Origin of the sequence: Avibacterium endocarditidis, assembly GCF_002921145.1 — a bacterium.
GTDB classification, from domain to species: Bacteria; Pseudomonadota; Gammaproteobacteria; order Enterobacterales; family Pasteurellaceae; genus Avibacterium; species Avibacterium endocarditidis.
In genome coordinates, this window is sequence record NZ_PQVI01000002.1 from 1 (window position 1) to 11523 (window position 11523).

Consider the following 11523-nt stretch of genomic DNA (forward strand, 5'->3'; position numbering starts at 1 on the left):
CAATTTCATCATCTGTTTGCTTCTCAAAAGTCTGGGTTGCTGAACGATAAACAAAACGTGCTTTTGATAAATTACAAATATTGGTTATACGACTCTCTGGATAAATGCTATCTACAGGAATAAATGGAATCTTATTTAGCAAACAAGCATAAATAGCGACAACAAAATCAATTTCCTTATGACCATGCAATATTAAAGGAATGTTTTACTAATATCGGCAACTTGCTGATAAGCCTCAATAAATGCTTTCATTTTGACATTAAGTTCTTCCCAAGAACATTCTTGAGTGCTATTTGATAACGCCTTTCCTCTTCTTTGGCTGAAGCAGTATGCTAAAAAATCATCTAGATTTTCAAAGTCATTCAGTGATTTCATAATCTATCCTTTATAATTATTTTCAACATATTGAATCACGTTTGCGGAATTTGACAGAATATCAACTAACTGATCAAATGGTAAATCAACGCCAAACTTTTGTTTTATCGCCATTACTAAATCCATAGCGCTTATTGAATCAATCAGGCCTGTTGCCAGTAAGTCTTCATTTTCTGATACTCTTTTTTGAGCGACTTGTGAGATTAAGGTTAAAACTTCATTAGATATTGACATAATAAAATCCTCATATTAAAAGTAATCATTTCTATAACTAAAGGGAGAAGAATTATGCCATATTTTTTAGCTTTAGGTAATAAAATAGTTATCATTTTAGTGAGTAATCTAGATGTTTATATACCCTATCACTGAACTGAGGTTTTTTATGAGATGATTAAGAATAATTTCTCAATGATACTGAAGCTAGTTGCATATTAAATATATCTACTTTAATATGTTTTCAACATTTTCGTATTGTGGAACAACCATGACCCCAATTATCTTTTCCTCCGGAATCAAAAAAATCCCTAACCTATCCAACTTTCTAAAGGATAGCCCAACATTTTCCTTTGAAAATTCGGTGATAGGTTGGGGATTTCGTCCAACGGCAAACAAAGCGCGGGATTATGCGGTAAAGCATAATCTTCGTTATATTGCGCTTGAAGATGGCTTTCTTCGCTCTATCGGATTAGGGGTTGAAGGATTTCCGCCATTTTCTTTGGTTGTGGACGATGTGGGCATTTACTACGCAGCCGAAAAACCTTCACGACTGGAAAAGTTAATTGCTGGTTGCAGCTTAAATGATGAGCAAGCGCAACAATCTCATCAAGCAATGGCATTGATTCGTGAATGGCAATTATCTAAATATAATCACGCACCTTGCGAGCCAATAGCCACAGAACATAAAAATCAAATCGTATTGGTTATTGATCAAACATTTGGTGATATGGCGGTACAATATGGCTTGGCTGATGAAAATAGTTTTCGTCAGATGTTGCAAGCAGCATTGCAAGAAAATCCATATGCTGAAATTTGGGTGAAAACACACCCTGATGTAATTGCAGGGAAAAAACGGGGATATTTAACCGATTTATTAGATCAACCGCGTGTGAGAATTATTAGTCAAGACATTAATCCACCAACCTTGTTATCACAGGTGGATAAAGTATATTGCGTTACTTCACAAATGGGATTTGAAGCATTGCTACAAGGTAAAGAAGTGGTAACCTTTGGTGTGCCTTGGTTCGCAGGCTGGGGATTAACCGATGATCGCCACCCTTTTGTTGCTGAACTTATCACACAACAACGCCGCAAGCCCAGTACATTAAATGAAGTTTTCTATGCCGCTTATTTTCAGTATAGCCGCTACATTAATCCATTTACTGGTGAAACAGGTGATATTTTTGATGTCATTCATTATTTAAGCTGGATTAAGCATTGGCAATCTGTGTTAGTGGGCGATTTTTATTGCATTGGGCTTTCTTTGTGGAAAAAAACGGTGTTAAAACCTTTTTTCCATTTACCAAACTGTCGCTTACATTTCCTCTCCTCGTTTGCTAAGTTTAAGAAAATTCAACTGAGCAAAAATGCAAAATTATTGCTATGGGGGCAAGGAAAATCAGAATTCATAGCCTATGCGGAGCAAAATAATATTCCGATTTGGCGAATGGAAGATGGTTTTATTCGTTCTGTGGGATTAGGTTCAAACCTTGTTGCGCCACTTTCTTTGGTGCTTGATCCTTCGGGAATTTATTTTAATCCGCAGCAGCCTTCACAGCTAGAATTTATTTTGCAGAATACGGCTTTCTCAGAAAAAGATGAAGATTTAGCTCAAGAAATACAGCAACAGCTTATTCAAGCCAATATCGGTAAATATAATGTAGGTTCTGCTGGCTTTGCTCGCCCAAATACGGAGAAAAAAGTTCTTTTAGTGCCAGGGCAAGTGGAAGACGATGCTTCTATTCGCTTTGGTTCACCCCAGTGTCAATCTAATCTCACTTTGCTGCAACAGGTTAGACAAGCTCACCCTGATGCTTACATTATTTATAAACCACACCCAGATGTATTAAGTGGTAACCGAAAAGGTAACGTAGCACAAGAGCAAGCATTGATTTACGCTGAGCAAATTGTGACTGAGGCGAATATTTTAGATTGCATTCAAGCAGTCGATGAAATCCATACAATGACTTCTTTAGCGGGTTTTGAAGCATTATTAAGAGGGAAAACGGTATATTGCTACGGTTCACCATTTTATGCCCACTGGGGATTAACGATTGATGCCTATGCCTTACCACGTAGAAAAAGAAAATTAACATTAGCGCAGTTAATTGCAGGAACTCTGTTATACTATCCACTTTATCTTAACCCTAATACCATGCAATTAACCAATGCAAGCACCACAGTTAAGATATTGTTGGAACAAAAAAATCAATTGAAAGATACGGGCTTATATAAGAGTTGGTTAAGCAAAAAAATAGGGAAATATTGTTACTTTGTACGCACTTTTTGGCTGAAATAGCTATTTATACCTAAGGGAACAAAATGATTGTTAATAATTTAAACGAGTTAGTAGCAAGCTCACAACGGATTTTATTATTACAAGGGCCTATTGGACATTTTTTCAAAGAGTTGGCGGATTGGTTATCTGAAACACAGCAAAAAACGGTTTATAAATTAAATTTTAACCCTGGTGATAAATATTTTTTTCCACCGCACTTCATAATCAATTTATTTTTGATTACAACAGCAAATTAGAATATTTTGATGTTTTCTTATTACAATTTTGCAAAGATCATAACATTGATACAATAGTGTGCTTTGGCGATAGTCGCCGTTACCATCGTATAGCAAAAGCAGTAACTAAAAAATTAGGGTGTGCCTTTTGGGTATTTGAAGAAGGCTATTTTCGTCCGCACTATGTTACCTTAGAAAAAGAAGGCGTGAATGCCTATTCACCGTTACCAAGAGATAAGCAATTTTTTTTAAAACAAGCTGAAGAACTCCCCCCAATTTCTCAGCCAATTCCAGTAGCAAACGGTTTTTTTCCAATGGCAAAACTTGCTACACAATATTATGTAATCTCCAGATGCAAAGAAAAAGAATTCCCTTATTATAAACATCATAGAGTCTATAATCTCAATTATTATATAAAACTATGGCTCATTTCAGGAATGAAGCGTGTTTATCATTGGATAAAAGAGCAATGTTTATTCGTAAAATTAAGAAAAATAAATTAGGTGATTTTTATATTTTACCGCTGCAAGTTTATGATGACAGCCAAGTAAGGGTACATTGCGATTTCGATAGCGTAGAACAATTTTTGATCTATGTGTTAGATTCTTTTGTAAAAAATGCCCCAACTTCACTAAAATTAATCGTAAAGCATCACCCAATGGATCGAGGATTTATCAGCTATAAACAGGTTATTCAGCGTTATCTCTCAGAACACCCAGAACTCCAAGGGCGTTTGTTTTATGTCTATGACATACCAATGCCTGTGTTACTTCGCCACGGCAAAGGAATGGTAACGCTTAACAGCACCAGCGGCTTATCCGCATTAATCCATAATATGCCCGTAATTACACTAGGACGCACGCATTACGACATTCCAGATATAACCCATCAAGGCTCATTAGAAGAATTTTGGCACAATCCACAACAACCTGATGCCGCTGCATTTAAGGCATATCATCTTTATCATTTACATAAAACCCAAATCAACGGTAGCTTTTATAATAAGGTGATTTTGCCTAAGGAAAAAATTGAGTAATTATTTTATTTAGGCATAAATTTAAAATATTTTTAATTACGCTATCGTTATTTTAGCTAATTACTTTTTCTTTGGAATAACTAACAGATTTCGCTCTTGAGCGACCTACTTTCTNNNTTGCTCAAAAGAAAGTAGGCAAAGAAAAAAGCCCCCGACTAAATTGCTGATCTTCATTTTTAACAAATTTTCTTCACGAAAAGTAAGCCTGATGTTCGCTTCGCTCTCGCTCGGCGTTACTTTTCTAAAAATTTGTTAAAAATAAAGGCAATTTACACGGGAATTTAATTTTTCCTTTCATACATTTAGTATGCTTGTTTTTAAGCCAATCTTTAGTAAAGAGAAGTTGGGGAGATTTATTCTTAAAGTAATTTTCTTTATCTTTCTTAAAATCTCCAAAAAATCACCGCACTTCAAAATTCAACCTAACGTATTGAAATAGAACCTAGCTATATTTTTCTGAATTAAAAGTGCGGTCGTTTTTTCACAAATTTTACCCCCTTGGGTGATACCTTTCGTGCAAGTGTTTTAAGCGTTCTTTGGCGACGTGGGTGTAGATTTGGGTGGTGGAGAGATCGCTGTGTCCTAAGAGCATTTGTACCACGCGGAGATCTGCACCGTGATTGACTAGGTGCGTTGCAAAGGCGTGTCGTAATACGTGAGGCGAGAGCGCTTCACTGTCAATATCCGCTAAAATGGCGTAATGTTTAATGCGATGCCAAAAGGTTTGGCGAGTCATTTGAGTGCCGCGCCGACTGGGAAATAGCACGTCTGAAGGCTGTCCGTCTAGCAATGCGGCTCGGCCATAAAGCATAAATTGTTTGATCCAATAAGCGGCTTCTTCGCCCATTGGTACAATGCGTTCTTTGTTGCCTTTGCCGATGACACGCACCACGCCTTGTTGCACGCTGATGTTGTCAAGAGTAAGTGAAACCAGCTCGGTAACCCGTAAACCTGTAGCATAAAGCAATTCCAACATTGCTTTATCGCGTAATTCTAACGGCTCTTCCACGCAAGGGGTGTTGAGCAAATCCGTAACCTGTTGTTCTGTTAGATATTTTGGTAATCGGCTCGGCAATTTTGGCGAAGTTAGCACCGCACTTGGATCGTCTGTGCGATATTTCTCCCGATATAAATATTGAAAGAATTTACGCAACGCGCTCAATAATCTTGCTGTGCTTGTAGCTTTGTAGCCCAAGTTCAATCGCTCACCAAGAAAGCTTTGCAAATCAATGGCATCTAAGGTTTCAAAGGTGAGATTTTGCGTTTCGAGCCAATTTGCCACCGCACTAAGATCCAAACGGTAGGATTGAATGGTATTTTCCGAAAGCCCTTTTTCTAGCCATTGTTCATTGAGAAAAAGATCGATTAAGGCGCTGTCTTTCATCAAAAAGGCTACTCCACACGTCGAATCAAAAATGCTTCTACCTTGCGTGGAATAATCGGCAATGCGAGCAGGGCAAAAATCATCATTGACGTAAATGCCATTTGTGGGGAAATTGGGTATAACACGCCAGCCAATGCGGTAAGTAAGGCGATCACCGCCGAACTTGAAATGCCGTTATACAAGCCTTGCAATTTCGCCATAGCATTTTGTGGTTGCGTGGTGATGTAACGCACCATGGCGTAATGACCAAGGGCATAAGTTAAACTGTGCAATAATTGCACTAAGGCAATTAGCCAAAGACTTGTCGCACTGCCTAACACGCCCCAACGCACTACACAAGCGATGGCGGCACAGTAAAATAGGGTGCTGACTTTCCAGAAACGGAATAATTTGGTGGAAAAGAAAAAGAGCAAAATTTCCGCCACCACGCTTAATCCCCACAGTAAACTGGTTGTCTGCACAGAAATGCCGATGCTTTGCCAATACAGCACGCTATAAGCATAATAAGCGGCGTGCGAACCTTGAATAAGAGAAATGGCAATAATTAAACGTAACGTACATTTATTTTTTAATAACTGCAAAAATCCAACGGAATTTTCCACCGCACTTGTCTGTGTATCTTGTGGCAAAATCTTTGGCGTGGTCATTTGCATTATGGCATAAAGGGCTAACAATGCAGTTAAAATCCATACCGTATAATTCTCACCAATAAAGCCAATAATGTTGCCAAACAGCGTAACGCCTACCACAAAGGCAGCGGAACCAATCAATCGCGCTTTGCCATAATCCAAATGAATTTGCTGTTGCCAAGTTGTTGCAAGAGTATCACTTAACGGCATTCCTGCCGCATTAATCATCGCAAATAAGGCTATACCAAGGCAAAGCAAGGGGAAGCTTTCCGCCACAAAGCTCATATAAAGCATTACGCCACAGCTTGCCCAAGCGAGATACCGTAAGGCATTGAGCAAATGCCCTTCTTTTTAATCATTGCGGAGAAAACGATCCCACCTAAAAGCGGAAAACATAAGAACTGGCAATAATAAAGCCGATGATTTCTTCGTTGTAAGATTGCGATTTCAACCACGCGGGAAAATGGCACAAACACGCCATAGGCGCAGTAATAGCCGAAAAAGCTCAAGGCTAACCAATTAAAAGGGCTGATTTTCATCAAAATAATTTTTCCATTTCTTGTGAACGTTGCACGCAAGCTTCAATGGCTTGCTGTACAGTTTGGGATAATTGTTGTTGCTGAAAAACATTTAGCGCTGCCGCCGTTGTGCCGCCTTTTGATGTCACATTTTCACGCAAGGTAGAAATGGCCACATCAGGCTGTTGTTGCACCATTTTAGCCGCCCCAAGAGCGGATTGTTGCACCAACATTCGTGCGGTTTGTGCATCTAAATTGAGCGCTTTCAAGGCGTTTTCCATCGCTTCCATAAATAAGAAAAAATACGCGGGGCTACTGCCAGAACCAGCGGTAATCAAGTGCATATTATCTTCTTGCTCTACCCAGCAAACTTGCCCTACGGCACTCATTAAATCTTGTGCAAAGGCTTTGAGATCGGCTGGAACATTGTGTTCCGCAAATAAACCTGCCATTCCTTCCGATACCAAGGCTGGCGTATTCGGCATAACGCGGATAATATGGCGCGCGCTAGGCAAAAGTGCGGTGAGTTTTTGCACAGAAATTGCCGCTACAATGGAGATCACTAATTTTTCAGAAAAATCCACCGCACTTAAAGGCTGGCACACTTCCGCAAGGGCTTGTGGTTTTACCGCTAACACCACCACTTCGGCATTTTGTACCGCTTGCACATTATCTTGCGAAATATTCACTTGACGGTCAGCAAACAACGCCAGTTTATCTGCATTCGGATCGCTGACGGTAATTTTTTGTGCAGGATACCCCTGTTTCAATAAACCAAACACAATAGCTTGCGCCATATTTCCGCCGCCGATGAAAGTAATTAATTTCTGTTGCATAGTTTTGTTTAAGATCAGTTACAATAGGTTTTTCGTTGGCACATTTTACCCGAATAAAGAAGGAATGCCTATGTGGTTTAAGAACGTTATGGCCTATCGTTTAACTAAAGAATTAGATTGGTCAGCCGAGCAGTTGCAAGCACAGCTTGCACAATGTGAGTTTCACCCTTGTGGTCAAGGGGATATGCAGAAATTTGGTTGGGTTTCACCGTTGAAAACCAGTGAGTTGTTACATTTTTCGGTGGGCAAACAGATTTTATTAATGGCTCGCAAAGAAGAAAAGATCCTGCCTGCTCACGTTGTAAAACGCGAATTAGATCAGCGGATTGCTGATTTAGAGCAAAAAGAAAATCGCAAATTGAAGAAAGTGGAAAAGCAAGCGCTGAAAGACGATGTGGTGGCAATGTTGCTACCGCGTGCCTTTAGTAAATATCAGCAAACGGCAATTTGGGTGGATAGTGAAAATCAGCTCGTTTATGTCGATGCGGCTTCAAGCAAGCGTGCTGAGGACGCCCTTGCACTATTGCGTAAATCCTTAGGCTCTCTGCCTGTTGTGCCGCTGGCTTTTGCCAATGATCCAAGTTTAGCAATGAGTCATTGGGTGAGCAATGATGCCACACCAGATTGGTTGATTGCATTGGAAGATGCCGAATTACGTGGCAGTGAAGATAACGCCGTGATCCGTTGCAAACAGCAAGCCTTAGATGCGGAAGAAATTCTGTCATTATTGCAATCTGGAAAAACTATCACCAAATTGGCTTTGGAATGGGAAGCGCATCTCACCTTTGTATTAAATGAAGACGGCACCTTAAAACGCTTGAAGTTTGCCGATGAAGTGCGGGAAAAAAATGACGACATTTTGAAAGAAGATGTGGCGCAACGCTTTGATGCCGATTTTGTGTTGATGACAGGGATTCTTGCTAAATTAACGTCAAATTTATTGGACGATTTCGGCGGAGAGAAAGTGCGGTTGTAATTTTTGTCGTTTTTGTCAGGATAAAAAATGGCGGAAAATTAAATTCCGCCATTTTTGTTTCTTTCAACAGTTTATTTTTTTACGATTTATTTTTTATACTGATAAGTGCCATTTGCCTGACGAATAAAGGTGCTACCATTGGCTAAGCGAAGCTGTTCAACACGCCCTTGCGAATTAACCGAAATTTGCACTTTATCACCCGGTTTAAAGCTACTTAACGCATTGCCCGCACCGTTTGCTTTTGTCATCGCATTCACATCAGAAATATTCAGATTGTTATCGCGGAAGACTTGCATAAGCGAAACGCCTTGCGGAATAGTCAGGGTTTTGCTTGTGCCAGTAGGTTTGTTCGTTGCTGGTTTTGCTTCCACCACTAGGGACTTTTTTCTCCGCTTTTGGCTCTGCTTTTCTCGCAGTTTGAGCTTTGCTTTCTGCTTTTGGTTTGCTTGTATTGGTTGTTTGCGTTGTCGCTTTTGCCACAGGCTTAGGCTGTGGTTTCGGCTGTGTTTGTGCCGCAGCAGGTTTGCTTGCCGTTTTCACCGTTTCTACCACTTGTTTTGGCTCAGCGGGTGTTGGTTGCGGTTTTACTGCTGGCACAACAGGTTGCTCTGTTTGAACGCTTGGCTGGGCAACAGGCTCAGGGCTTGTTGCAGGATTGCTTTGAGCATTGTCTGCACTATTTTCTGCATTTGCCACAGTAGTTTGCGCATTCTCACTGCTACCTTGAGCATTTTGTGTATCTGCTTGTTGTGCAGGCTGCCCTTGGTTTAAGTTATCCAACACATTATTTTCCATTGGCTGTTCTTGATTGAGCGATTGGAACTGCGTTGGAATGCTGTTTGACGGCTGTTCAAACGCATTGACGGTATCTGAACTTGGTTTTAACCAAGAGATAATCAATAAAATGATCACCGCCAGTAATAACACGATGAAAATACGGCGATATTTTGGTGGAATGAAACCTAAAATAGCCCAACGTTCAGGCTTATTAAGATTTCTGCTGATCGGCTCATCTTGCGTTTGTGTACTTTGTTCAACAACCACTTCTTCTGTTGTGCCATTGTTTTCTACCAATACTTCGCTTTCGCTTGTTTCAACTGTGTTGGTTTCTGTTGAAGTCCCTTCTTTTTTGCCTAACGAACTCACCATTTCTTTTGCTTTATCAAGTAAAGAAGGTTCTTGGCTAACTGGTTTTTTAGGGGTAATCGGTTCCATTTGATTAAATTCTAAATCAAGTTCACTTTGCGCCTTGTTGGCTGCGTTATTTTCTGGTTTATGTTGTTCAGTCACAGTTGATACCTTATGTTAATAAAAGCACTAAAATAAAGTGCGGTGCAAATTTTGCTTATTTTAAAGGATATTTTGCCATTGTTCCATTAGCAATTAGGCAGAATATAAAGTTTTATTCGGCTCATTGGCAATTTCGCGCGCTAATTTCGGCACTAGATAGCCTGAAGTGAGCTTTTGTAATTCTTTGTAAATTTCCACCGCACTTTCATCATCAAGATAAAAATGGCTTGCGCCCTCCACTTTATCGAACAAATGCAAATAATAGGGCAGAATGCCAATGGCGAATAATTTCTCGCTCAAGGCTTTCAAGGTGAGGGCATTATCGTTGATGTTTTTCAGCAAAACCGCTTGATTGAGCAACGTAACGCCCGCCATTTTCAGCTTCGCCATTGCGGTGGCAAGTGCGTCATCAATTTCATTCGGGTGATTAATATGGGTAACCAACACCACTTGAAAGCGGGATTGTGCCAGCAAAGCACAGAGTTTTTCCGTGATTCGTTGTGGAATCACCACGGGCAAACGGCTGTGAATGCGTAAACGCTGTAAGTGCGGTATTTTTTCTAATTGTTTTAGCAGCCATTCTAGCTCGTGATCTTTCGCCATAAGGGGATCGCCGCCAGAGAAAATCACTTCATCAATTTCTGAATGTTGCGCAATATAGTCCAAGGCTTTTTGCCAATTTTTCTTATCGCCCTTGTTTTCGGCATAAGGAAAATGGCGGCGGAAACAGTAGCGACAATTAATTGCACAGCTATTTTTTACCATAAATAACAAACGGTTGTGATATTTATGTAAAATATTTGGCGCAGCTGTATGCTGTTCTTCTAAGGGATCTTTGCTAAATCCTTCCGCTTGCACAAATTCTAAATGAGACGTCATTGCCTGCAAAAAGAGCGGATCATTCGGGTTGCCTTTTTCCATTCGTTCCACAAAAGGCAAGGGAACACGCAACGCAAACAGCTTGCGGGCCGCAAAATCTTTTTCAAAAAGAGAAAGAGGAAGATTTAAGTGTTCTAACAAGACTTTTGGATCAGAAATGGCATTCGCAAGATGATCTGCCCAATTTTCTACTTCTCTAATGGGGATATTTCGGGTTAAAATACGCACTTTTAAAAACAAGCTCTTTTTATTTGAGGATAATATGGCTACATATACTACCACTGACTTCAAACCAGGTCTAAAATTTATGCAAGATGGCGAGCCTTGCGTGATCGTTGAAAATGAATTTGTAAAACCAGGAAAAGGTCAAGCCTTTACTCGTACTCGCATTCGTAAATTAATTTCAGGCAAAGTGTTAGATGTAAACTTCAAATCAGGTACGTCTGTAGAAGCGGCTGATGTGATGGATCTCAACTTAACCTATTCTTATAAAGATGATGCTTTCTGGTACTTTATGCACCCAGAAACATTTGAACAATATTCCGCAGACGCGAAAGCGGTTGGCGATGCAGAAAAATGGTTATTAGACCAAGCGGATTGTATCGTAACTTTATGGAATGGTGCGCCGATTTCGGTAACCCCACCAAACTTTGTAGAATTAGAAATCGTAGAAACTGACCCTGGCTTAAAAGGTGATACCGCAGGTACAGGCGGCAAACCAGCCACATTAAGCACTGGTGCAGTGGTGCGTGTGCCATTATTCGTACAAACAGGCGAAGTGATCAAAGTTGATACCCGTTCTGGTGAATATGTTTCGCGTGTGAAGTAATTTTCAGCGTAAAGCAAATACAAAAATACCGTCAACAGTAC

At 40.1% G+C, this 11523-nt stretch carries 11 protein-coding genes and 2 pseudogenes; 4 read left to right on the forward strand and 9 right to left on the reverse strand.

Annotation, left to right across the window (positions count from 1 at the left end; translation table 11 throughout):
• The 3 genes from C3Z13_RS11790 to C3Z13_RS00265 form a co-directional block, all read right to left on the reverse strand.
• On the reverse strand, positions 1 to 190 hold a 190-nt coding region (locus C3Z13_RS11790), incomplete at its 3' end, for a hypothetical protein (RefSeq protein WP_219827863.1).
• A 2-nt stretch (positions 191 to 192) separates the two neighbouring features.
• Positions 193 to 375, reverse strand: coding sequence for a hypothetical protein (locus C3Z13_RS11795; protein WP_219827864.1), 183 nt, complete (start codon positions 373 to 375; stop codon positions 193 to 195).
• Positions 376 to 378: 3 nt separating this feature from the next.
• Entirely contained in the window at positions 379 to 609 is a 231-nt protein-coding gene (locus C3Z13_RS00265) for an acyl carrier protein (RefSeq protein ID WP_103854612.1), read from the reverse strand.
• A 250-nt stretch (positions 610 to 859) separates the two neighbouring features.
• Here C3Z13_RS00265 and C3Z13_RS00270 point away from each other — a divergent pair, with 250 nt between their 5' ends.
• Together C3Z13_RS00270 and C3Z13_RS00275 are read left to right on the forward strand one after the other, a co-directional pair.
• Positions 860 to 2890, forward strand: coding sequence for a capsular polysaccharide biosynthesis protein (locus tag C3Z13_RS00270; RefSeq protein ID WP_103854613.1), 2031 nt, complete (start codon positions 860 to 862; stop codon positions 2888 to 2890).
• A 23-nt stretch (positions 2891 to 2913) separates the two neighbouring features.
• A pseudogene (locus tag C3Z13_RS00275) lies at positions 2914 to 4141 on the forward strand (capsule biosynthesis protein).
• A gap of 490 nt (positions 4142 to 4631) precedes the next feature.
• Here C3Z13_RS00275 and xerD read toward each other — a convergent pair.
• The 3 genes and pseudogenes from xerD to proC form a co-directional block, all read right to left on the reverse strand.
• On the reverse strand, positions 4632 to 5525 hold the full coding sequence (gene xerD / locus C3Z13_RS00280) for a site-specific tyrosine recombinase XerD (RefSeq protein ID WP_103854614.1): 894 nt from the start codon (positions 5523 to 5525) through the stop codon (positions 4632 to 4634).
• 8 nt (positions 5526 to 5533) lie between these two features.
• Positions 5534 to 6693, reverse strand: a pseudogene (locus C3Z13_RS00285) (3-phenylpropionate MFS transporter).
• Positions 6693 to 7508 (reverse strand): pyrroline-5-carboxylate reductase, encoded by an 816-nt coding sequence (proC, locus tag C3Z13_RS00290; protein ID WP_103854615.1) that lies wholly within the window; start codon positions 7506 to 7508, stop codon positions 6693 to 6695. Before proC ends, C3Z13_RS00285 begins: the two are co-directional and overlap by 1 nt.
• 70 nt (positions 7509 to 7578) lie before the next feature.
• Here proC and rdgC point away from each other — a divergent pair, with 70 nt between their 5' ends.
• The gene (gene rdgC, locus C3Z13_RS00295) at positions 7579 to 8484 is read left to right on the forward strand and encodes a recombination-associated protein RdgC (RefSeq protein WP_103854616.1); all 906 of its coding nucleotides are present in this window, start codon (positions 7579 to 7581) and stop codon (positions 8482 to 8484) included.
• 86 nt (positions 8485 to 8570) lie between these two features.
• Here the strand turns inward: rdgC and C3Z13_RS11975 are convergent, their stop codons facing one another.
• The 3 genes from C3Z13_RS11975 to epmB all read right to left on the reverse strand — a co-directional run bounded on the left by C3Z13_RS11975 (position 8571) and on the right by epmB (position 10881).
• A complete protein-coding gene (locus C3Z13_RS11975; RefSeq protein ID WP_245872479.1) occupies positions 8571 to 8780 on the reverse strand; it encodes a LysM-like peptidoglycan-binding domain-containing protein in 210 nt (69 codons plus the stop codon).
• Positions 8761 to 9774: a hypothetical protein gene (locus C3Z13_RS00300; protein WP_245872480.1), complete on the reverse strand. Its 1014-nt coding sequence runs from the start codon at positions 9772 to 9774 to the stop codon at positions 8761 to 8763. The genes C3Z13_RS11975 and C3Z13_RS00300 overlap by 20 nt, the downstream gene beginning before the upstream one ends.
• 93 nt (positions 9775 to 9867) lie before the next feature.
• The gene (epmB, locus tag C3Z13_RS00305) at positions 9868 to 10881 is read right to left on the reverse strand and encodes an EF-P beta-lysylation protein EpmB (RefSeq protein ID WP_103854618.1); all 1014 of its coding nucleotides are present in this window, start codon (positions 10879 to 10881) and stop codon (positions 9868 to 9870) included.
• Between the two features lie 34 nt (positions 10882 to 10915).
• Between epmB and efp the strand changes: the two genes are divergently transcribed.
• A complete protein-coding gene (gene efp, locus C3Z13_RS00310) occupies positions 10916 to 11482 on the forward strand; it encodes an elongation factor P (RefSeq protein ID WP_103854617.1) in 567 nt (188 codons plus the stop codon).
• Positions 11483 to 11523 lie beyond the last annotated feature (41 nt).

Coding starts and splice junctions, on each gene's coding strand:
- C3Z13_RS11795 (WP_219827864.1), bottom strand. CDS start 375: ATGAAATCACTGAATGACTTTGAAAATCTAGATGATTTTTTAGCATAC.
- C3Z13_RS00265 (WP_103854612.1), bottom strand. CDS start 609: ATGTCAATATCTAATGAAGTTTTAACCTTAATCTCACAAGTCGCTCAA.
- C3Z13_RS00270 (WP_103854613.1), top strand. CDS start 860: ATGACCCCAATTATCTTTTCCTCCGGAATCAAAAAAATCCCTAACCTA.
- xerD (WP_103854614.1), bottom strand. CDS start 5,525: ATGAAAGACAGCGCCTTAATCGATCTTTTTCTCAATGAACAATGGCTA.
- proC (WP_103854615.1), bottom strand. CDS start 7,508: ATGCAACAGAAATTAATTACTTTCATCGGCGGCGGAAATATGGCGCAA.
- rdgC (WP_103854616.1), top strand. CDS start 7,579: ATGTGGTTTAAGAACGTTATGGCCTATCGTTTAACTAAAGAATTAGAT.
- C3Z13_RS11975 (WP_245872479.1), bottom strand. CDS start 8,780: ATGCAAGTCTTCCGCGATAACAATCTGAATATTTCTGATGTGAATGCG.
- efp (WP_103854617.1), top strand. CDS start 10,916: ATGGCTACATATACTACCACTGACTTCAAACCAGGTCTAAAATTTATG.